We start from the raw sequence: 22242 nt of genomic DNA on the forward strand, positions 1-22242 counted from the left end.
CATGCCCAATCGCCCGACGATTACGTCTCGCTGGGCCGCGACGTGGAAAGCCAGGTGCTGGCCCGTGCCATCCACGCCCATATCCACCGCCGCGTCTTCCTGAACGGCAACAAGACCGTCGTCTTCCCCGCATCTCCCGGAAGCTATGCATCAGAAAGAATGGGATGACCTCTTGATGTCGCATACGCAAGGGGGCAAGCTGAACTTTCCTGCCAGGAAAGCATCCCCCGCGACACGATGACCGAACCCAACGACAAACTGACACAGAACCCGCACGCCCTGCGCGACACCCCCGAACGCAACCTTGAGGTCGCAATCGGGCGTGTCGTGCGGGAATTACGCAAACGCCAGCGCATGACCGGCTCTGATCTTGCCCAGCAGACGGGGCTTTCGATCGGGATGCTGTCCAAGATCGAAAACGGCGTGATCTCATCCTCGCTGGGGACGTTGCAGGCTTTGGCCAATGCGCTGCGTGTGCCGCTGGTCCAGCTTTTCACCGGCTATGCCGAGCCGCGGGGCGCCATGCATGTCAAGTCCGGCGAGGGGGTGGAAACGCCCCGCGCGGGCACGCGGGCCGGGCACCAATATCACTTGCTGGGCCATATCGGCTCGAACAATTCCGGCGTTGTGGTCGAGCCTTACCTGATCGTTTTGTCCACCGAAAGCGACCGTTTCCCGACCTTCCAGCACGAAGGCATTGAGATGCTTTACATGCTGGAGGGCACGGTCGGTTATCGCCATGCCGATCAGGTCTATCGGCTTGAGCCGGGCGATACGCTGCTTTTCGACGCCGACGCGCCGCACGGTCCGGTGGACCTGATCGAACTGCCCGCAAAATACCTGTCGGTCATCACCTATCCGCAAAGCAAATGAAAAACCGGGCGCCTTGCAGCGCCCGGTGATTTCTTGTCGCGATCCGTGGCTTACTTCGCGGCGGCCATCGCGCCCTGACGCACCGGCTGACCTTCGGTCTGCAGCGGCACGGGCGCACCGGCATAGACGCCATCTCCCAGCCGATAGCCGACCTCGCCATGCTCGCTGGTGTCCAGCCCGTCGAACTCGGTTTCCGCATCGACGCGTAGCCCGACCAAAGCCCCGGTGATCTTCAGCGCGATCCAGGTGGTGACCAGCGACACCGCGATGCTGAAGCCCATGATCGCCAGTTGCGGCACCATCTGACCCATCATTGTGCGGCCTTCGGGAAAACCCGTGCCCCCCAGCGCAGGCGCGGCAAAGATCACCGTCAACACGCCGCCGACCGCCGCGCCGACGCCGTGGACGCCGAACACGTCAAAGCTGTCGTCATAGCCGAAGCGGCGTTTGACAACCTCGACCGCGAAGACGCAGACCGGCGCGGTCAGGAAGCCCACCGCCACGGCACCTGCCGGGCTGACGAAACCGCAGGCGGGCGTGATCGCGACCAGCCCCGCGATGGTGCCCGAAACCAAACCGAAGGTGCTGGCCTTTTTGCGGTGCACCATTTCGGTCACCATCCAGCCAAGCGCGCCTGCGGCCCCGCCCAGCATGGTGTTCAGCATGATCATCGTGGCAAAGCCGTTCGCGGCCAGCGCGCAGCCGCCGCAGAATGCCAGCCAGCCCACCCACAGCATCGCGCCGCCGGAATAGGTCATCGTCATGTTATGCGGTGCCATCATCGTCTGGCCGTAGCCCTTGCGCGGCCCGACGACCAGCGCACAGACCAGCGCGGCGATACCTGCGTTCAGGTGGACGACGTTACCGCCCGCAAAGTCTAGCACGCCGACATTGAAAACCCAGCCGCCGCCCCAAGCCATATGCGCCATGGGCACATAGTTGATCATCAGCCAGATCGCCATGAAGACCAGCACGGCCACGAACTTCATCCGCTCGGCAAAGGCGCCGACGATGATGGGCGGCGTGATCGCGGCAAACATCATCATGAACAGGATATACATGTATTCGGGGATCGTGCCGACCAGACTGTCCTGCGTCACCCCGGCCAGAAAGAACTTGGCCGTGCCGCCGATCACCGCGTTCAACGAGGTTTCGCCGTCAAAGACCAGCGAATAGCCGAAAAAGATCCACAAGACGCAGATCAGCGAGATCGACGCGAAAATCTGTGTCAGCACCGAAAGCGCGTTCTTGCTGCGCGCCATGCCGGCATAGAACAGGCCAAGCCCCGGCAGCATCATCAGCATGACGATCAGCGCGCAGGTGGCGACAAAGGCGGTGTCCCCTGAACTCAGCACCGGCGCGGCATCCTGCGCCAGTGCAAAAGACGGGAGGGCGGCCAGAAGCATGGCCGAGAGGCAGGCTTTCCTTAGGTTCATCGCAAGTTACCCATCATGGCAATATGATCGTCTTTGATGATGGGTCAGCCGGACGGGAAATAAAGTTTCTTCGTGATCAATCGGCCCACCCGCAGCGGATTCCGGGAAACTGCCGCCAACGGCGTCAGTCTGCCCGGAATCACGCCAGCACGGGAATCCCGCGCTATAGCCGTGCGGTCATTTCGGGCAGGCAAAAGTCGAAATCGCAGCCTTGTTCCGCCTGAAGGATCGACTGCCGATACAGGCGGGCATAGCCACGCAGGCCGGTTTCGGGTTCTGGCACGGCCTCGGCCAGCCGGCGGGCGATTTCCTCGGGCGCGACCTCAAGCACAAGGCTGCGTGCGCTCGCGTCCAGCGCGATCATGTCGCCATTGCGCACAGCCAGCAGCGGCCCGCCTGCCGCCGCCTCGGGCGAGATATGCAGCACGATCGTGCCGAAGGCCGTCCCGCTCATCCTGGCGTCCGAGATGCGGACCATATCCTTGACGCCCGCCCGTGCCAGCTTTTTCGGGATCGGCAGATAGCCCGCCTCGGGCATCCCCGGCGCACCGATGGGTCCAGCGCGTTTCAGCACCAGAATGTCGTCGGCGGTCACGTCCAGATCGGGATCGTCCAGCCGTTCGGCCAGATCGGCCAGCGATTCAAAGACCACCGCCCGCCCCCGATGTTTCAGCAGCGCAGGTGTGGCGGCAGCGGTTTTCAGGATCGCGCCGCCGGGCGCCAGATTGCCGCCCAAGACCACCATTCCTTCGCCCGCGACGACGGGATCGGCAGCGGTGCGCACGACGTTTTGCGGCCAAGCGGCAGGCGCGGTGTCCAGATTTTCGCCCAAGGTCTGTCCCGTCACCGTCAGCGCGTCCAGCCGCAGGCTGTCGCGGATTTCCCGCAGGATCGGGGCAAGCCCGCCCGCGTTGTGCAGATCCTCCATATAGCCCTGACCCGAGGGTTTCAGGTCCACCAGCACCGGCGTTTCGCGGCCATATCGGTCGATGCTGGCCAGATCGACCTGAATACCCAGCCGCCCCGCCATGGCGGTCAGGTGAATGATCGCATTGGTCGAACCACCCGCGGCCATCACGGTGCGGAACGCATTTTCGAAGGCGGCGGGCGTCATGATCTGGGACGGACGCAAGCCTTCGGCGGCCAAGGCAACGGCGCGGGTTCCCGTCATCTCGGCGATGCGGCGGCGTTCGGATGATACGGCGGGGGCTGTCGCGCCACCGGGCAGCATCATGCCCATCGCCTCGACCGCCAGGGCCATGGTCGATGCCGTGCCCATCACGCCGCAAGTGCCGATGGTGGGCGCCAGATTGCCGCTGACCTCGGCGATTTCATCCGCGTCCAGTTCGCCCGCGCGGAAACGGCCCCAGAAGCGGCGGCAATCGGTGCAGGCCCCAAGGCGTTCGCCGCGCCACGATCCCGCCATCATCGGCCCCGTCACCAGCGTGATCGCCGGGATGTCGGCGCTGGCCGCCCCCATCAGCAGCGCCGGGACCGTCTTGTCGCAGCCGCCAATCAGGATGACGGCATCCATGGGCTGGGCGCGGATCATCTCCTCGGCGTCCATGGCCATCAGGTTGCGCAGATACATGGTCGAGGGGTGGGTGAAGCTTTCCTGAAGCGAGATGATCGGGAACGGCACCGGGATCGCCCCGGCCAGCAGGACACCGCGCGACGCGGCCTCGATCAGATCGGGCATATTGCGGTGGCAGGCGTTGAAGCCCGAACCGGTGTCGACGATGCCGATCACCGGGCGGTCCAGCGCGCTGTCGGTATGGCCCATGGCCTTGATGAACGCCTTGCGCAGATAGGCCGCGAATTCCGCGTCGCCATAATGCGCCACATTGCGGCGCAGCCCTTTTGCCTTGGTCATGATCCATCCCCTTGGTGTTTCGAAATTGGTTGCAGCGCCCCGTCTTATTGTCAATATTATTATTAATAATTTGGAGAGCCCGATGCTGCTGATCGCCACCCCCCTGCCCGCCGCTGTTGGAACCCGCGCCTTGCAAGAATTTTCCGCAGCCGCCGCGCCGGAAAACATGACGCAGCTTGTCGCGCCCGAAGGCACGCGGGCCGTGCTGCTGTCCTCGCGCCAGCGCGTGGATGCGGCGGCGGTGGCGGCCCTGCCCGCCAGCATCGGGCTGATCGCGACATGCAGCGTTGGCTTTGACCATATCGACCTTGCCGCCTGTGCCGCACGCGGGATCAAGGTCACGAACACGCCCGACGTGCTGACCGATGCGACGGCGGAAATAGCGATGCTGCTGATCCTTGCCGCCGCGCGGCGGGCGCGGGAATATGGGCAGATCATGGATCAGGGCTGGGGCAAGGCCTTCGCGCTGAACCAGATGCTGGGGATGCAGCTTTCTGGCAAGGTGCTGGGCATCGTCGGCATGGGCCGGATCGGGGGAGCGGTGGCGTATCGCGCGCAAGCCTTTGGCATGACGATCCTTTATCACAACCGCAACCGCCTGCCGCAGGACGCGGAATGCGGCACATATTGCGCCGATCTGGACGACCTGCTGGCCCGTGCGGATGTGGTGTCGCTGAACCTGCCCGGTGCCGGCAACCAGCCCTTGATGACGGCGGCGCAGTTCGCGCGGATGAAACCCGGCGCAATCTTTGTCAACACAGCCCGCGGTGGGCTTGTCGATGACGATGCGCTGCTTGCGGCCCTGGCCTCGGGTCATCTGGGCGGCGCGGGGCTGGATGTCTTCCGGGGTGAGCCTGCCTTTGACCGCCGCTATCTGGACCAGCCGCGCGCCTTTCTGACGCCGCATATGGGCAGCGCCACTCTGGACACGCGCGAGGCGATGGGGCATCGCGCGCTGGACAATGTCGCGGCTTTCCTTGCGGGCCGCACCCCCGCCGATCTGGTCACGAGGGCAGCATGACCGAAGAACCCGACGCCACAGCCATCGCCCGACAGCTTGAGGAGGACATCGTCCTTGGCCGCATCCATCCGCGCGAAAGGCTGCCCGAGGATGCGCTGATGCAGCGGTTCGGGGCCAAGCGTCACGTCATCCGCCGCGCGCTGCACGAACTGTCGGCGACCGGCGTGCTGGAACATGTGCCCAACAAGGGCGCGCAGGTCCGCGCCTTTACCGAGGCCGAGGTGCGCGACCTATACGAGCTGCGCGAATTGCTGGAGACCACGGCCGCTGCCCTGATCCCCCTGCCCCTTGCGGTGGACGACCTGACCCGATTGCGTGCCGCGCAGGCCGCCCATGATGCGGCGCAGGATCCGGCGGCGATCTTTCGCGCCAATCTGGCCTTTCACCGCACGCTTTTCGCGTTATGCCCCAACCCCTTTCTGGTTGAGGCGCTGGAGGCCGCATCCGCCCGCGCCCATGGCATCCGCTTCGCCTCGCTTCGCGACCCTGCGGCGGTTCAGGCCGCGCGCCAACAGCATCACGCGATGATCGCCGCGGCACAGCATGGCCACCGCGACGATCTTGTGCAGCTTTGCCGCGAACATCTGCCCGCGTCACGCGCAGCTTATCTGGCCTATGCCGTGACACCGTAGTCGCGCAACGCGGTTTGCGGCGAAATCAGCCCGGCCTCCAGATCCGCCAGCACTTCGGCGCGCGGGCGGTCGTGGGCATCACCATAACCGCCGCCCGAGGGCGAGATGTGGCGAAACACGTCGCCTTTTCTTAGCGGGTAGGGTTTCGTGACCAGCACCGGCAGTTCAATGACCTTGCCGTCCTGCATCAGCACGCTGACAGGCCCCGTGCCCTCGGCCCCGCCAAACAGGCCATGCGGGCGGAAATCGCGTTTGTCGGAACGCAGCGACATCATCCCCGGCTGTTCGCCCAGATATTCGTATTCGCGAATAAAGGCGTTTCCGCCGCGATGCCGCCCCGCCCCGCCTGTATCGGGCACGATGCCATATCGGCGGATGCGCAGGGGATAAGATGCCTCGATCATCTCGACCGGGACATTGGCCTGATTGGCCCCCATATGCGGGACGCCGACCTGCCCGTCATGCTCGGCGCTGGCGCCCCATGTGCCCATGACGGTTTCGGTAAAGACGAAGGCGCGGCCCTCGTGCCAGCCCGCGAATGTCGGCACGGTCGAGCCGCCCATACCATCCGCCGTCACCCGATCGGGCAGCGCCTGCGAAAGAGCACCGAACATCGCGTCGATCACCCGATACCCGGTGATCCCGCGCGCGCCGCAAGGTGCCGGATGGACCGAATTCACCACTGTCCCCTTGGGCGCGGTCACCGTCACCACCCGCTCGAACCCGTGGCAATTCGGGATGTCGGATTGCATCACGGACCGCAAGGCGGTGTAGACCGAGGCCTTGGTAAAGGGCAGCGGCGTGTTCACCCCACCCGCCACCTGCGGCGACGATCCGGTGAAATCCACGCTGATCGTGTCATCATGGATCGTCACGGCAAGCTGGATGACGATGGGCTGCGGATCCGCGCCCAAGCCGTCCATGTGATCGGTGAAATGATAGGTGCCATTCGGCAGGTCGCTGATCTCGGCCCGGCCCAGACGTTCGGCATAGTCGTGCAGCTGTTCAGCCGCGTCCAGCACCTGTTCGATGCCGTGGCGTGCGACCAGTTCCAGGAATGACCGCCGCCCGGCATGGCTGGCCGCCATCTGCGCGCGCAGATCGCCATGCACCATGTCCGGCACGCGGACGTTCAGCCCGATGATTTCCCAGATCGCATGATTCATCACCCCCCCATCGCACAGCTTAAGAAACGGCAGGCGCAACCCTTCCTGATAAATCTCCTCGGCCCCCAAGGCGTTCGAGCCGGGGACGATACCCCCCACATCGGCATGATGGGCCAGCGTCGTGGTCCATGCGACAAGCTGCCCATCGTGAAAGATCGGCTCGACGATATAGATGTCGGGCAGGTGCTGGCCATCAGCGGCATAGGGGTCGTTGCCGATGAAGACGTCGCCCGCGCGGATATTGCCGTGATAGCGCCGCATCAGGTGCTGCATCGCGTCGTAGAAACTGCCCAGATGCATCGGCGTCGTGACACCCTGCGCCAGCGTCTGCCCCTTGGCGTCGCAGATCGCCGTCGAATAATCCATACTGTCGCGCACAATGGGCGAATAGGCCGCGCGCATCAGCATCAGGGCCATTTCATCGGCAATGGCGTCAAAGGCGTTCTTCATCACCTCAAGGCGGATGGGATCAATCTGGCTCATTCCGCGGCCTCGGTCGCGCGGGCATGGGCCATGGTGGGAAGGGTCACGACGATATTGCCCTGACGGTCAAGCGATGCGGTGCAATCGGGTGGCAAGATGGTCGTCCCTTCATATTCCTCGATGATGGCCGGGCCTTGGCGCGGGCCTTGGGCCAGCGCGGCGCGGTCGATGACGGCAGCGTCGATACGGCCCCATTCCGGCCCGAAATAGACGCTGCGGCTGTGTTCCGGTGCCGGGGTCCGCGCACGGTATTCCGGCAGACCGCCCGCAGCCTTGGGCACGCGGGCCGTGACGCGCAGGCTGACGATTTCCACAGGCGTATCGGTCAGGCGATAGCCATAGGTCCGTTCATGCGCCTGATCAAAGGCGTCGCGGGCCTGTGCGGCGGCATCGGCTGTCAGGTCCAGCCCTTGGGCAAAGGGCAGCGTCAGTTCGAACGCCTGCCCGCGATAGCGGAAATCGGCTTCATGGATCAGCGTCACGGCGTCGATGGGCCGCGACAGCTCTGCCGCGACTTGCTGACCAAGTGCCGCAAGATCACCTTTCAGCCGCGCCGGGTCCAGATCGTCGATCCGGCGCAGAAATGCCTTGGAGGCCGAGGTTTCAATATCCGCGTAAAGCAGTCCCAAGGCCGAGAAAACGCCCGCGCCGGGTGGCACGATCACCGTCGAAACGCCCAAGGCGCGCGCAAGCGAAACCGAATGGATACCGCCATTGCCGCCAAAGGCGATCATGGCGAAATCGCGCGGATCGCGGCCCCGGAAGGTCGTGACCGACTTGACCGCCCGCGTCATCACGGTCGAGACCAGCTCATGCACGCCATGCGCCGCGCGGTCGAGATCGATCCCCATGGGTTCGGCCACGACACGCATCAGCGCCTGACGGCTAAGATCGGGATCGACCGGCACCGCACCGCCAGCCAAGGCCTGCGGGTTCAGATAGCCCAGCACCATATTGGCATCGGTCACGGTGGGCTCGGTTCCGCCCAAGCCGTAGCAGGCCGGGCCGGGACGCGCCCCCGCGCTGTGCGGGCCGACCTTCAAGGCCCCCGCCCGGTCGCGCCAGACGATCGAGCCGCCGCCCGCCCCTACCTCGGAGATGTCGATCACCGGCAGTTTCAGCGCGTAACCGCCGCCCTTCGCCAGTTTCGAGGACAGGCTGATGCCGCCGCCCACCTCGTAATCATCGGCGCGCAGGAACTGCCCATCCTCGATCAACGACGCTTTGGCGGTCGTGCCCCCCATGTCAAAGGCGATGGCGTCGCGAAAGCCTGCTTGCAGCATGGCCGCACGCGCGCCGATCACCCCGGCGGCGGGGCCGCATTCGACGATCTGGGCGGGCCGCGCTGTCACGGTGCGGCTGTCGATGATGCCACCCGCCGAATGCATCATAAAGAATTGCGGTGGCAGCCCGGCCGCGGCCAGCCGGTCGCGCAGCGAATCCAGATAGGTCTTGACCGGCGGACCCACGAAGGAATTGATCACCGTGGTCGAGGTGCGTTCGTATTCCCTGATTTCCGGCAGCACATCGACCGACAGCGACACGAATAGCCCCGGCAGGCGTTCCGCCAGCAATGCACCGATGCGGCGTTCATGCGCGGGATTGGCATAGGAATGCAGCAGGCAGACCGCCACCGCCTCAATCCCCGCCGCCTGAATGGCGTCGATGGCGGCGTGAACGCTGGCCTCGTCCAAGGGCGTCAGCACCTCGCCCCGGAAATCGACCCGCTCGGAAACCTCGAAACGCCATTTGCGCGGCGACAGCGCCGGGGGCTTTTCGTAAAGCGGGTCGTAAAGGCGCGGCACGCGGATGCGCCGCATTTCCAGCACGTCGCGGAAACCTTCGGTGGTGATCAGCGCGGTCTTTGCGCCCTTCCCCTCAAGGATGGCATTGGTGGCGACTGTGCAGGCATGCATGACCTCGCCGATGTCGGCGGGGTCCAGATTTTCAACCTCGATCAGTTCCAGAATCCCCTCGGCCACGCCACGGGCGTAATCTTCGGGGGTCGAGGCGACCTTGCGCGTGGCGATGGTTTCATCGGCCCGGATCAGCGCAATATCGGTGAAGGTGCCACCGATGTCGGCGGCAATGCGCAGTTTTTCTGCCATGCTTACATGTCTCCCAGCAGCAGGTCGGGCACGAACAGCACAAGGCCGGGCGCATAGGCGATGATGACCAGAACGGCGATCAGCGGGATCAGGAAGGGCAGGATCGCGGTGCAGACCTGATCGAATGTGATCCGCGATATTTTGGTGACGATGAATAACGACACCCCCACCGGCGGCGACACGATGCCGATCAGCAGGCCGTAGACCATGATCAGGCCGAAATGCACCCGGTCGATTTCGAAGTGATCGACCAGCGGCATCATGATCGGGATCAGGATGACCATGGCCGGGATGTTTTCCAGGACCGTCCCGATGATCAGGAAGAACACGATCACGATGAACAGGAAGACGTATTTGTTATCCGTCAGCCCGATCACCGACTGCGCCAGACGCTGCGGCACCTGATCATATGTCAGAACCCAGCTCATCGCCGCAGAGACGCCGATCACCAGCAGTACCGATCCGAACAGCATCACCGTTTCGGACACCGCGTGCCGGATGCCGACAAAGGACAGCGTGCGATAGGCGATACCAAGGATCAGCGTATAGGCGCAGGCGATCACCCCCGCCTCGACCGGCGAGGCGACGCCCGAAATTACCGATCCGATGATGATCAGCGGCGCCAGCAATGCCCAGCCCGAGCGGCTGAATTCCCCCGCGATCTTGCGGATCGGCTGACGCGGCGTCAGCGGCACGTTGTAACGCTTGGCAACGACGCGGTTATAGACCATCAGCGCCAGCACCAGTACCGTCCCCGGCCCGATGCCCGCCAGAAACATCCGCTCGACCGAGACCTGCGCGCCAAAGGCGTAGATCAGCAGCGGAACCGAGGGCCACATGGTCGGCCCGATGACCGAGCTTGCCACCGTCAGCGCCGCCGCGAATGAGGTCGGGTAGCCGCGATTTTCCATCTGCTTGATGACAAGGTTGCCGATCCCCGCCACATCCGCGATGGCCGAGCCGGTAACGCCGCCGAAAAACAGCGAACAGACCACGTTCACCTGCGCCAGACCCGCCTTCATATGGCCGACCATGCTGTTGGCCAGCGCAAAGATGCGGTCGGTCAGCCCGATCGCGGTCATCAGGTGGCCCGCGAGGATGAAAAACGGGATCGCCAGCAGCGCCGGGCTGTCGATGCCTTCAAGGATGTTCAGCGGAAAGACGTAAAGCGTGCGGAAACTGTCGGCCAGCCCGATCTGGGCAATCGCCGCCAGCGTGCCGATGGCCAGAGACAGGATGACCGGCACGCCAAGCACCATCAGGCCGATGAACAGGCCGAATATCGTCAGGGCTACCATTGCAACTGCTCCGTTTCATCGGCGACGGTGACCGCGCGCCAGCCAAAGGCCAGCACGGCCAGTTCCAGCAGAAAATGCACCACGATCAGCGCCGCCGAGAGCACCATCGGAATCGACAGCCAGTAGCGTTGCAGGCCCACCAGCTCCATCACACCGCGCTGACGTGAAAGGATCTGTGGCAGTTCCAAGACCAGCACACCGCAGACCACGATGCCGCAAATGGCCGCGATCATCTGAAAGATGCGATTGGGGCCGGGTCCGAAACGCCCGACGAAAAAGCCCAGCGTAATGTCCATGCCCCGGCGATACATCGGAAAAAAGGCCATGAACACGCACCAGACCATCATGACCCCGGTCCAGGCAGAAACCCAAAGCAGGCTGCCAAAGCCGAAATTGCGCATGACGATATTGACCATGTTCAGCGCCAACATCAGTGCCAACAGGATTTCGGCGCAGGTCAGCATGATGGTGGCGATGCCGTCCATGATGCGGTCCACCGGGCCAAGCCAGCCCGGTTCCGTGCCGCTGTCGCGGCTTTTGGGATCAGCCATTGGGTTTGTCCTTCGCAGCCTCGGCAGCTTCCAGAAGTCCCTCGGGCAGCTTGCCCGCCGCGTCCTGTGCGGCATACCATTCGGACATATAGCCAAACAGCGGATCAAGCGGCATGTCGGTGATCGTCACGCCCTTGGCCTCGACCGCCGCGCGCATGGCATCGGCGTTTTCCTTGATCAGCTTGGCGCTGTATTCGCCCGCCTCGGCATGGGCCTGCAGCAGCGCCTTTTGGTTTTCTTCGGACAGGTCGTCAAAGGCTGCGGCGTTCATCATGAACGGCAGGCCCTGCCAGAATTCGTTGGTCTGGGTGATATAGGGGGCCTGTTCGTAAAAACCCATCGCGGTCACCAGCGCGGCGGGGCTGGTCACGGCATCGGCCAGACCGCTTTGCAGGCCCTGATATGTCTCGGTCCATGCCAGCATCGCAAGCTCCGCACCCAGATGCGTCCATACGTCGATGGCCAGCTGGTCGGGATACATGCGCAGCGTGATGGACTTCAGGTCTTCATAGCTGCTCATCGGCTTTTTCGAGATCAGCACGCGATAGGGGCCGCGCACCACCGCCATCGGTTCGCCCAAGGGGCGGACCCCGGCAGTTTCTTCGGCTTCCTGAAACCAGCCTTTCACAAGGTCGCTTTCAGTGTATTTCACCCATTCCTCGCGCGTTTGGAACAGAAACGGCGGGGCGACCCACTTGATGTCGGGAACCCATTTCTGCAGGAAAAAGGCGTCCTCGGCGTAAAGGTTTACGGTGCCCAGTTCCAGCTGCTCAAGGATCGCGGCCTCTTTGCCAAGCTGCTCCGAGGGGAAAACCTGCACGTCCATATCGCCGTTCGACAATTCCCGCGCACGGTCGGCAAAGAACTGGAAGACTTTCCCCTCGGGGCTGTCGGCAGGCATCTTGTGGGCAAAGCGCCACGTTTCGGCATTGGCCAGACCCGCGCCAAGCACCAGTGCGGCGAATGCCGTGGCCAAGGGCCGAATTGCAGTCATGAAGCTCATCCTGTTGGTCCCTTTATGGATTTGATGTGAAGGGCGGTTTTCCGCCTCTTGAGGTTGGTTTATTCAGCGGCCTCCTGTGCGGCGGGGACAGCGCCCCATCCGCCGCCACCGGGCGTTTCAAGGATCACCGTCTCGCCATCGTTCAAGGTCAGCGAACCCTTTGCGGCACGTTCCAGCTTTTCGCCCTTGGCATCCACGGTCCAGTTGCGGCCAAGGCTGCCGCTTTCGCCGCCATGCAGGCCATAGGGCGCAAAGCGGCGGCGGTCGGTTTGCAAGGATACCCGCGCCTCGTGCCCGACGATCTGGATGGCACGGATGATGCCTTCGCCGCCCGCGTTCAGCCCCGCCCCGCCCGAGCCGTCGCGCAGTTCATAGCGCACGCAGCGCAGCGGATAGCTGATTTCCAGCGATTCAATCGGCGTGTTCAGGGTGTTCGACATATTGGCGTGCACGCCCGACATGCCCTGACCCATGGGCCGCCCGCCCTGCCCGCCGCCCGAGGTCTCGATATATGTATAGGCGCGGCCATTGCGGGGATCGACGCCCCCGATGCCGATCAGGTTCATCGTGCCGTTCGACGCGGCGGCAATGCGTTCCGGCGCGATCTGGGCAAAGCCCTTCAGCACGGTATCGGCCAGACGCTGCGTGGTTTCGGTATTGCCAGCGCAAACTGCGGCGGGCGCCTGCGCGTCAAGGAAGCAGCCCTTGGGGATTTTGACCGTGATCGGGCGCAGCACGCCCGCATTCGGCGGCAGGCTGGCATCCGTCAGCAACTTCAGCGAATAAAAGATCGAGGACCAGCACATCGGTGCAACCGCGTTGACGTTGCCCCGAACCTGCGGGGAAGTGCCCTCGAAATCAAAGATGAAGGCGTCGTCGGTCAGCTCGATCCGCAGCCGGATCCAGACCGGATCGTCGCTTGAGCCGTCGCTGTCCAGGCAATCCTCGGTATACCAGACACCGCGCGGCAGTTCGGCCATACGGGCACGCATCCGCCGTTCGGTATAGTCAAGGATCGCTGCCATGCCTTGTTCCAGCGCATCGGCCCCGAAACGTTCGGCCAGTTCGGCCATCCGGCGTTCCCCGATGCGCAGCGCGGCCAACTGGGCGTTCAGATCGCCGCGCCGTTCGTCCGGGGTGCGGACATTGGCCAGCACCATGGTCATGATGTCCTGCTGCAACGCGCCTTTGCGATACAGCCGGACAGGCGGGATGATGATGCCTTCCTGATAAATCTCGATCGAGCGGCCCGGCATCGAGCCCGGCTCCATCCCCCCCACATCGGAATGGTGCGCACGGCTTGCGACATAGGCGACATGGCGTCCCCCGATGAAGACCGGGGCGATCAACGTGATGTCGGGCAGATGCGCGCCGCCGACATAGGGGTCGTTCACGATGATCACGTCGCCTTCGTCCAGCGCCCCCGTCACGTCCAGCGTCGGACGCACCGCCCGCAGCATTGATCCCAGATGCACCGGCACATGTTCAGCCTGCGCCACCAATTCGGCATCGGCGGTGAAGATCGCGCAGGACGCATCCATGCGCTCTTTGATATTGGGCGAAAATGCCGTGTGCTTCAGCACCGCACCCATTTCCTGCGCTGTCGCCTCAAGGGCGTTGCGCAGCACTTCAAGACGGATTGGGTCGAACTCGGTCACTCTGCGACCTCCACGATGATATTGCCCGAGGACAGGATTTCGGCGCGGTCGCCGGGATAAAGGATGGTGGTGGCCGACACTTCCTCGATGGCGGCAGGGCCATTCAGCACGTTTCCGGCCAGCAGCGCATCGCGCGACCAGACGCTGGCCTGATGCCAGGCGCCGGTGTCACCACTGTCGCCGGGTTCGAAATAGACCGGGCGCTGACCCCGCAACGCAGCTTCCGGCGGCGTCGCCGTTCCGGCGGGAATTTCGGGCAGCAGCGGTTTTTCGATGCGCCCGATGCCTGTCACGTTGAAACCCACCACTTGCAGCGGAACATCGGGGTCGGCATGGCCGAAGCGGGCCAGATGCGCGGCGTTGAAGGCATCGGGCAACGCCTGCCACCAGCCGGGCTGAGTGGGATCGGTCTGGATCGGCAGCGCGAAGCTTTGCCCGACATAGCGCAGGTCGATGCGGATCTCGATCTCGCGCCGGGCGGGGTCAACGCCGTCTTCGGACAGATGGGCGTCGGCGCGGGCGCGCAGCGCGTCGATCAGGGCCAGCGCGCCTTCCTTGCCCAACTGGGCATAGGGGATGATGTGGGTTTCGACGAAATCATGGCGCAAATCCGAGATAAGCTGGCCCATGGCGCACAGGATGCCGGGTGTCGGCGGCACCATCACGCGCGGCATCTTCAGATCGCGTGCCACCGGACTGCCATGCATCGGACCCGCGCCGCCAAACGGCACCAGCGCGAAATCGCGCGGGTCATAGCCGCGTTCCACCGACACGACGCGGATGCCGCGCACGATATTGGCGTGCGCCACGCGCAGGATGCCCGCCGCCGCTTCCTCAAGCGTCAGGCCCAGCGGTCCGGCGATGTCGCGCTGGATGACGCGGGCAGCGCTGTCTACGTCCAGCGCCATGCTGCCGCCCAGCCGCGAATTGGCGTCAAAGCGGCCCAGCACGATATTGGCATCCGTCACCGTGGGGCGGTCGCCGCCACGGCCATAGCAGACGGGACCGGGCACGGCCTCGGCGCTCATCGGGCCGACGCGCAGGGCGCCGCCTTCGTCGATCCACGCGATGGACCCGCCACCCGCGCCGATGGCGTTGATGTCGATGACCGGCAACTGGATCGGCACGGTCTCCAACGATGCCGAGCGGGTGATCTCGGGTCGGCCCGAGCGGATCAGGCTGATGTCGGTGGACGTGCCGCCGATATCCATGGTGATGATGTCGGCAATCCCAGCGCTGGCCGCGACATGGGCTGCGGCGACGACGCCACCCGCCGGGCCGGACAGCACGGTATGCACCGGCTTTTCACGGGCGCTGTCCAAGCTCATCAGCCCGCCCGCCGCGTCCATCACCATCACAGGGCGATCGGCGGACAGGCCCAGACCGGTTTCCGCGTCCTGCAGGATGCCCGACAGCGTGCGCAGGTAATTCTCCATCACCGGGCGCAGATAGGCGTTCAGCACCGTGGTGCTGGCGCGTTCATATTCGCGGAATTCCGAATTGATGTCGGTCGAGGCGCAGACCGCGATCCCCGGCATCTCGGCTTCCAGAATGGCGCGGGCGCGTTTTTCGTGGCTGCTGTTGGCATAGGAATGCAGGAACAGGATGCCGACGGATTCGACGCCCGCCGCCTTCATCGCGGCTGCGGCGTCGCGGATATCAGCCTCGTTCAGCGGCTCCAGTTCCTCGCCCGCTGCGCCGATGCGGCCACGCGCGGTAAAGCACAGCTCACGCGGGACAAGCTGTTCGGGGCGAACAACGGTGATGTCGAACAGCGTCGGGCGGTTCTGGCGGCCAATCTGCAGCAGGTCGCGGAACCCGGTATTGGTCAGGAAGGCGGTGCGCGCGCCATTGCGCTGGATCACCGCATTGGTCGCGGTGGTCATGCCGTGGCCGACATAGGCCACCCCCGCCCCGGTGCCGCCTTGCAGGGCCAGCGCCTTTTTCAGCCCCTCGGCCGTTCCAAGCGCGCGGTTACCCGGCGTGGTCGAGACTTTCGAGACAGTGATACGACGGGTCACGGCATCATAGGCGATGCTATCCGTGAAGGTTCCCCCAACATCCGAGGCAACGCGAAATCTAAGATCGACGGGCACGGCATTTTCCTGTAACGATAACGTTACAGTTAGACTTACACAGAAATGATGCCTGTCAATAAAAAATTTTACCTGCCGGTGAACGAGTGGTCAGATATTGTTCACACTCGGAATTCGGTCCAAAGTTTGAGCAAGATGGAACGACCAGAGCAGACCAGCACCGCGCCCGCCGAAGATAACCGGCCGCAGAATCAGCACCAGCTTCGCAGCGAAGCGACCCGCGCGCGTATCCTTGACGCAGCGCACCGTCAGTTCGTGGCGAACGGTCTGGAAGGCACCCGGATGGAGGTCATCGCGACCGAGGCGGGGGTCAACAAATCGCTGGTCTATCGCCATTTCGGCAATCGCGAACAGCTGTACCGCGAAGTCCTGATGCTGGCCTATACCCGCGTTCGCGATGCCGAAGCCGCTTTGGAGCTGCCCGATGATCCGGTCGCAGCACTGGACCGGATGGTGTCGTTCACACTGGATTACTATCTGGAAAACCCTGATTTTCTGATCCTTGTCGGGATCGAGAACCTGAAGCACGGCGAACATCTGCGGCAGATCCGGCACGAAGGTCTGCATGTGTCCAGCCTGCTGGACATCATCCGCCGCATCACCTGCGCGGGAATTGAACAGAAGCTGTTCCGCGAGACGTTGGACCCTGTGGATTTCTACATGGTGATTTCATCGCAATGCTGGTTCACGGTCGCCACGCAGCATACGTTCGGCATCACGTTTGGCGTCGATGTGCTGGATCCCGACAATCTTGCAAAACGTCGCGCACTTATCTGCGACAACGTGCGCCGATTTGCGCTGCGCGACCCGGCAGCACATCCGGCAACCGCCCGCTAAGGCTGGAGCTGCAATTCCGTCTGCAGCTTGCGGATCAGGCGGGCTGCGGGCGATGCGCGGTTCCACATCAGCACGATCTCTCGGGACGGCATTTCCGGTGCAGGCAGCGGCAATCGGCGCACGCGCAGCCCTTCGGGCCAAGGCGGCGCCCAGTCGGGCAGGATCGACACCCCAAGTTCATTGCTGACCATGACCGCGATCGCTTCCAGCTGGTCCAGCTCCAGCCACTCGCGCAGGTTCAGGTGCTGCGCCTTGAGCCAGTTGTCCAGCAGACGGCCGCCCCAGTTATTCCGGTCGTAACGTATGAACGGGCGATCGCGCAGCAAGGCGGCAGGGTCTTCGTCCGCCCACGCCTCGGGACATAGCAGCACCATCGGCTCACGCCGCAGCACCTGAAATTCCATCGTCTTTGGGAAAGCGAATGGCGGCTGCACAAGGATGGCCGCATCCAGACTGTCTTTGGAAAGCTGACGATATAATTCGGGCGATGTGCCGGGCAGCACGAAGATGTCCAGATCGGGTGCCGCGCTTGTCAGGCGTCGCAGCGCAGGCGGCAAAAGCCCCGTCAAGGCGGTACTGATGGCCCCCAATCGCAGTTCGCCCCCCGGCTGGTCGGCCCGCGCAATCAGACGCAGCTGCCGCAGATCGGTCAGGATGCGCTGCGACTGGGCAATGATGGCATGACCCGCATCCGATGGCTGCACCGCACGACCGCTGCGCATCAGAAGCGGCGCGCCGATCTCTGCCTCAAGCGCCGCGATGCGTTGCGCAACGGCTGCGGGCGATATGCCCAGCCGCCGCGCCGCTTCGGCCATCGAACCGCGTTCGACCACGACAAGGAAAGTTTCAAGAAACTGCGTATCCATTCATATTTTATGAATCTTGAAGAAAGGAAAAGCCAGATTTTCTTTTCTGCCAGCACCAAGAAGGATGGCGCGCACGTTAAGGGAAGGAATGACGATGGATTTGGGCATCAGCGGCAAGAACGCTTTGGTCTTTGGCGGCGGCGGCGGTCTGGGTGGCGCGATTGCACAAAGTCTTGCAGCCGAGGGCGCGCAGGTCGTGGTTGCGGATATTGACGCCGAGGCAGCAGGCCGCACGGCGTCGGCAATCACCGCAGCCGGCGGCAATGCCCGCGCTGTGCAATGGGACATCGGCGATCTGTCGGTTTTAGCGGACCGCCTAGCCGAAATCGGCGCGGTTGACATTCTGGTCAACAATACCGGAGGCCCCCCGCCTACGCCCGCCCACGGCCAATCGCCCGAAAGCTGGTCGAAATATTTCGACAGCATGGTGCGTTCGGTCATCGCGGTGACCGATGCGGTTCTGCCCGGAATGCGCGAACGCGGCTGGGGCCGGGTCATCACCTCCACCTCCTCGGGCGTCGTGGCGCCGATTCCCAATCTGGGCATTTCGAATGCGCTGCGTCTGACCCTGGTCGGCTGGTCCAAGACGCTGGCCCGCGAAATCGGTCGCGACAGGATTACCGCCAATATCGTCCTGCCAGGCCGGATCGCCACGGGCCGCATCACGTTTCTGGATGAACAGAAAGCCAAGCGCGAGAACCGCTCGGTTGCCGAGGTCAGTGCCGAAAGCACGGGCAGCATTCCCGTCGGCCGCTATGGCGAGCCGCGCGAATACGGCGATGCGGTGGCATTTCTGGCCAGTGCGCGCGCATCCTATATCACCGGCTCGGTCATCCGCATCGACGGCGGCCTGATCGCCAGCATCTAAGGGAAGACATATGACGCTTGAAGCGAAAACCGTAAATATCCTTTCCGAAGTATCGACCGCAACGCTGACGACGGTGCTGCTGAAAAAGGGGCTGCGCAACGTCTGGATGCGCGGCACCATGCCGATCCGTCCGGGCCAGCCGCGCCTTGTCGGCCGCGCCTTTACCCTGCGCTTTGTCCCCGCGCGCGAAGATCTGGCAACGCCTGCAAGCTGGGCCTCGCCGATTTCGACCCGAGCGGCAATCGAAGCGATGCCCGAAGGCTGCATCGCCGTCGCTGGGGCAATCGGCGTGCTGGATGCCGGAATTTTCGGGGACATCCTGTGTAATCGCATGGTGCAGCGCAAGGTGGCGGGGCTGGTCACAGATGGCGTGATGCGCGACGCGACCGGGGTTCTTAGCACCGGCCTGCCCGTCTGGTGCGACGGCATCGCCGCCCCGCCTTCGGTGGCCGGGCTGACCTTTGTCGGCTGGCAGGAACCTATTGGCTGTGGTGGCGTCGCGGTATTCCCCGATGATGTCGTGGTCGTGGACGAAGATGGCGCCGTGATCATTCCCGCGGCTTTGCTTGACGACGTGCTGGCCGAAGCACCCGAGCAGGAACGCATGGAAGCATGGATCATGACCGAGGTGGATCGCGGCGTGCCGCTGCCCGGCCTTTATCCGATGAATGACGAAACCAAGGCGCGCTACGCCGCATGGAAGGCATCACAATGACCTTCGGCATCGACACCAAGGGCGTCTATCCCATCGCCGCGACCCCGTTTCATCCCGATGGCGTATTGGATACGGCCAGCATCGACCGGATGATCGACTTCTACCACGAGGCGGGCTCCACCGGCATCACCATCCTTGGCATCATGGGCGAAGCGCCCAAGCTGGAGCCCGAGGAATCGCTGGCAATCGTCAAGCAGGTCGTGGCGCGGTCGAAAATTCCGGTTGTGGTCGGCGTCTCGGCACCCGGCTTTGCCGCAATGCGCCGTCTGGCGCGTGACGCGATGGATCTGGGTGCGGGGGGCGTGATGATCGCCCCCGCCCCGCATCTGCGCACCGACGACCAGATCACCAACTATTTCAATCAGGCAGTCGAGGCGGTCGGAACGGATGTGCCCTGGGCACTTCAGGACTATCCGCTGACCCTGACAGTCCAGATGTCGGTTCCGGTCATCAGCAGGATCATGGCTGATCATGCATCCTGCATCATGCTGAAGGCCGAAGACTGGCCGGGGCTGGAAAAGCTGTCGGCGCTGCGCAAAGCTCAGGCCGAAGGGCGTCTGCGGCCGTTTTCGATCCTGACGGCAAATGCCGGGCTGTTCCTGGACTTCGAGCCTGAGCGCGGCTCGGACGGTGCGATGACCGGCTATGCCTTCCCGGATATGCTGGTTGAACTGGACGCGCTGCACCGCAAGGGCGAACGCGATGCCGCGCATGATCTGTTCGACCTGCATCTGCCGCTGATCCGGTATGAACAGCAACCGGTGGTGGGCCTTGCCGTACGCAAGCACGTCCTGATGCGCCGTGGGATCATCTCATCGGACACGCAGCGCAAACCCTGGCCCGCGCTGTCAGCCACGGCACGGGAGGAGGTCGACTACCTTCTGTCGCGCATCGCGCGCAAGGATCCCCGCGCCGCCATCTAAGCGATAGGGACATCGACAACGCCGGGCCTTTGGTCCGGCGTTTTGCTTTGCGCATGGACCGCGAAAACGCGGCCTGCTGTCAAATCAAGCGGTCATATGCCAAGTGCCGCCGAAAGCGGCAGCACAATGAGCAGACTCTCGTTTTCCACATTGCATACAATTTTTAATATTTATCGTCGCCAATTTTTCCATCTACTGCATCCATAGTTGGGCGGAGATGAGAGAAGACGATGGACGCAACCCCCAGACACCAGTTTGACGCAGTGAAGCTTTGGGAAGCTTCCGTTTCCTTTGGCCCGCCCGGTCGCGCTGTTCCGGCACTGCAGGAAACCAGCCTTTCGATCAAACAGGGCGAATTTCTGGCGCTGGTCGGCCCCTCGGGCTGTGGAAAATCGACGATCCTGCGGCTGGCGGCCGGGCTTCTGGAACCGACGACCGGCGATGTTCTGGTCGGCGGTCGCGAGGTCAAGGCCAAGGCGCTGCGTCTGGGGATGGCGTTCCAGAACCCGACGCTGCTGCCTTGGCTGACCATCGAAAAGAACGTCATGCTGCCCCTGCGGATCGTGCGGCCGTTCCGTCACGATTTTCGTCGCAAGAAACGTGGCGAATATCGCGACCGCGTTCACGCCATGCTGGACGATGTGGGATTGTCCAAATTCGCCAACCACTATCCCTGGCAACTGTCCGGCGGGATGCTGCAACGCGCGAACCTGTGCCGGGCACTGATCCACGAACCGCAGCTTTTGCTGCTGGATGAACCCTTTGGCGCGCTGGACCAGTTCACGCGCGAAGAGTTGTGGAACGCCATGCAGACGCTGTGGATGAAGCGCAAGCCCACGGTGATCCTTGTCACCCATGACCTGAAAGAGGCGGGCTTTCTTGCCACCCGCATCTGCGTCATGAGTGCGCGGCCCGGTCGGATCATCGACAACAGCCCGGTCGATTTCGCGCGTCCCCGCACCATAGCCATGACTTTCGAACCAGATTTCGTCGCCCTGAACCAAGCCCTGCGCGAAAAGATCATCGCCGCGCGCAGCCAGACCGCGGAACACGCAGCATGAGCAGTTATCAACTTCGCCGCCGCGCATGGGCGGCCGCTTTGATCGTCGCGTTCTTCCTGATGTGGGAAGTGCTGTGCCTTAGCCTGAACATCTCGGACCTGATCGTGCCGCGCCCCAGTCAGGTTTTTACGGTCATGGTCCAGCGGATGCCGGTGCTTTGGCCGCATATCCTGCAAACGCTGTGGACAACGATGATCGGCTTTGGGCTGGGCGTGATCGTCGGCGTGGTGATCGGGGTTCTGATCGGCACGTCGCGCATCGCTTATGACACGGCCTATCCCTTGCTGATCGGCTTTTCGTCGATCCCCAAGGTCGCGGTCGTGCCGATCTTCGTGCTGTGGTTCGGCGCGGGGCCTGTTCCAGCGATCCTGACCGCGCTGGCCATGTGCTTCTTTCCCATCGTCGTCAATATCGCCACCGGCCTTGCCAGCACCGAGCCCGAGTTGGAGGACGTGCTGAAATCCCTCGGCGCCTCAAAACTGGACGTGCTGGTGAATGTCGGCCTGCCCCGCACGGCACCGTTCTTCTTCGCTTCGCTGAAAATCGCCGCGACCTTCGCTTTCGTCGGCACGGTGCTGGCGGAAACGGTGGCGTCGAACAAAGGCATCGGCAACGTGATGATGTCCGCCTCGTCGAACTTCGATGTGCCGCTGGTCTTTGCGGGGCTGTTCATCCTCGCGTTCCTCGGCGTCGCTCTTTATGTGCTGTTTTCCCTGATCGAACAGCGTTTCGTCGGCTGGGCCAACCGCCGCTCGGACGCTGCTGCCTGACCCC

Annotated in this window: 19 protein-coding genes and 1 pseudogene; 10 read left to right on the plus strand and 10 right to left on the minus strand. The window is 63.5% G+C overall.

What is annotated here, in order from left to right; translation table 11 throughout:
- Together purU and FN835_RS12965 are read left to right on the plus strand one after the other, a co-directional pair.
- A pseudogene (purU, locus tag FN835_RS21615) lies at positions 1–168 on the plus strand (formyltetrahydrofolate deformylase); the annotation flags it as partial.
- 69 nt (positions 169–237) lie between these two features.
- A complete protein-coding gene (locus FN835_RS12965; RefSeq protein ID WP_142663655.1) occupies positions 238–873 on the plus strand; it encodes a helix-turn-helix domain-containing protein in 636 nt (211 codons plus the stop codon).
- A gap of 50 nt (positions 874–923) precedes the next feature.
- On the opposite strand, the gene FN835_RS12970 is transcribed toward FN835_RS12965, so the two are convergent.
- Both FN835_RS12970 and FN835_RS12975 read right to left on the minus strand, forming a co-directional pair.
- Entirely contained in the window at positions 924–2309 is a 1386-nt protein-coding gene (locus FN835_RS12970; protein WP_142663656.1) for an ammonium transporter, read from the minus strand.
- A gap of 163 nt (positions 2310–2472) precedes the next feature.
- Positions 2473–4182 (minus strand): IlvD/Edd family dehydratase, encoded by a 1710-nt coding sequence (locus FN835_RS12975; protein ID WP_142663657.1) that lies wholly within the window; start codon positions 4180–4182, stop codon positions 2473–2475.
- Positions 4183–4264: 82 nt separating this feature from the next.
- On the opposite strand from FN835_RS12975, the gene FN835_RS12980 reads away from it, so the two are divergent.
- On the plus strand, positions 4265–5203 hold the full coding sequence (locus tag FN835_RS12980; protein ID WP_185958666.1) for a 2-hydroxyacid dehydrogenase: 939 nt from the start codon (positions 4265–4267) through the stop codon (positions 5201–5203).
- Positions 5200–5835 carry a GntR family transcriptional regulator gene (locus tag FN835_RS12985; protein WP_142663659.1) on the plus strand — a complete coding sequence of 212 codons (636 nt, stop codon included), beginning with the start codon at positions 5200–5202 and terminating at the stop codon, positions 5833–5835. The genes FN835_RS12980 and FN835_RS12985 overlap by 4 nt, the downstream gene beginning before the upstream one ends.
- On the opposite strand, the gene FN835_RS12990 is transcribed toward FN835_RS12985, so the two are convergent.
- From FN835_RS12990 to FN835_RS13020, 7 genes are all read right to left on the minus strand, one after another.
- On the minus strand, positions 5817–7484 hold the full coding sequence (locus FN835_RS12990; protein WP_142663660.1) for a hydantoinase B/oxoprolinase family protein: 1668 nt from the start codon (positions 7482–7484) through the stop codon (positions 5817–5819). The genes FN835_RS12985 and FN835_RS12990 overlap by 19 nt on opposite strands.
- Positions 7481–9592, minus strand: a complete 2112-nt coding sequence (locus tag FN835_RS12995) for a hydantoinase/oxoprolinase family protein (RefSeq protein WP_142663661.1) — start codon at positions 9590–9592, stop codon at positions 7481–7483. The genes FN835_RS12990 and FN835_RS12995 overlap by 4 nt, the downstream gene beginning before the upstream one ends.
- A 2-nt stretch (positions 9593–9594) precedes the next feature.
- The gene (locus FN835_RS13000; protein WP_142663662.1) at positions 9595–10890 is read right to left on the minus strand and encodes a TRAP transporter large permease; all 1296 of its coding nucleotides are present in this window, start codon (positions 10888–10890) and stop codon (positions 9595–9597) included.
- Positions 10884–11441 carry a TRAP transporter small permease gene (locus FN835_RS13005; protein WP_185958667.1) on the minus strand — a complete coding sequence of 186 codons (558 nt, stop codon included), beginning with the start codon at positions 11439–11441 and terminating at the stop codon, positions 10884–10886. Before FN835_RS13005 ends, FN835_RS13000 begins: the two co-directional genes overlap by 7 nt.
- Complete coding sequence (locus FN835_RS13010; protein ID WP_246098732.1) at positions 11434–12435, minus strand: TRAP transporter substrate-binding protein; 1002 nt, start codon at positions 12433–12435, stop codon at positions 11434–11436. The genes FN835_RS13005 and FN835_RS13010 overlap by 8 nt, the downstream gene beginning before the upstream one ends.
- Positions 12436–12503: 68 nt before the next feature.
- Complete coding sequence (locus FN835_RS13015; RefSeq protein WP_142663665.1) at positions 12504–14102, minus strand: hydantoinase B/oxoprolinase family protein; 1599 nt, start codon at positions 14100–14102, stop codon at positions 12504–12506.
- Positions 14099–16198, minus strand: coding sequence for a hydantoinase/oxoprolinase family protein (locus FN835_RS13020; RefSeq protein WP_142663666.1), 2100 nt, complete (start codon positions 16196–16198; stop codon positions 14099–14101). Before FN835_RS13020 ends, FN835_RS13015 begins: the two co-directional genes overlap by 4 nt.
- A gap of 135 nt (positions 16199–16333) precedes the next feature.
- Here FN835_RS13020 and FN835_RS13025 point away from each other — a divergent pair, with 135 nt between their 5' ends.
- Complete coding sequence (locus tag FN835_RS13025; protein ID WP_142663667.1) at positions 16334–17035, plus strand: TetR/AcrR family transcriptional regulator; 702 nt, start codon at positions 16334–16336, stop codon at positions 17033–17035.
- Here the strand turns inward: FN835_RS13025 and FN835_RS13030 are convergent.
- A complete protein-coding gene (locus tag FN835_RS13030; RefSeq protein WP_142663668.1) occupies positions 17032–17901 on the minus strand; it encodes a LysR family transcriptional regulator in 870 nt (289 codons plus the stop codon). The two genes, FN835_RS13025 and FN835_RS13030, sit on opposite strands and share 4 nt — an antisense overlap.
- Before the next feature lie 94 nt (positions 17902–17995).
- Between FN835_RS13030 and FN835_RS13035 the strand changes: the two genes are divergently transcribed.
- The 5 genes from FN835_RS13035 to FN835_RS13055 all read left to right on the plus strand — a co-directional run bounded on the left by FN835_RS13035 (position 17996) and on the right by FN835_RS13055 (position 22238).
- Positions 17996–18769, plus strand: a complete 774-nt coding sequence (locus tag FN835_RS13035) for an SDR family oxidoreductase (RefSeq protein ID WP_142663749.1) — start codon at positions 17996–17998, stop codon at positions 18767–18769.
- A gap of 10 nt (positions 18770–18779) precedes the next feature.
- Complete coding sequence (locus tag FN835_RS13040) at positions 18780–19484, plus strand: ribonuclease activity regulator RraA (protein WP_142663669.1); 705 nt, start codon at positions 18780–18782, stop codon at positions 19482–19484.
- A complete protein-coding gene (locus tag FN835_RS13045; RefSeq protein WP_246098733.1) occupies positions 19466–20407 on the plus strand; it encodes a dihydrodipicolinate synthase family protein in 942 nt (313 codons plus the stop codon). The genes FN835_RS13040 and FN835_RS13045 overlap by 19 nt, the downstream gene beginning before the upstream one ends.
- Before the next feature lie 230 nt (positions 20408–20637).
- The gene (locus FN835_RS13050; protein ID WP_142663670.1) at positions 20638–21468 is read left to right on the plus strand and encodes an ABC transporter ATP-binding protein; all 831 of its coding nucleotides are present in this window, start codon (positions 20638–20640) and stop codon (positions 21466–21468) included.
- Positions 21465–22238 carry an ABC transporter permease gene (locus FN835_RS13055; RefSeq protein ID WP_142663671.1) on the plus strand — a complete coding sequence of 258 codons (774 nt, stop codon included), beginning with the start codon at positions 21465–21467 and terminating at the stop codon, positions 22236–22238. Before FN835_RS13050 ends, FN835_RS13055 begins: the two co-directional genes overlap by 4 nt.
- Positions 22239–22242: the final 4 nt, after the last annotated feature.

It is taken from the genome of Paracoccus laeviglucosivorans, assembly GCF_900182695.1.
In the GTDB taxonomy this organism is placed as follows: Bacteria; Pseudomonadota; Alphaproteobacteria; order Rhodobacterales; family Rhodobacteraceae; genus Paracoccus; species Paracoccus laeviglucosivorans.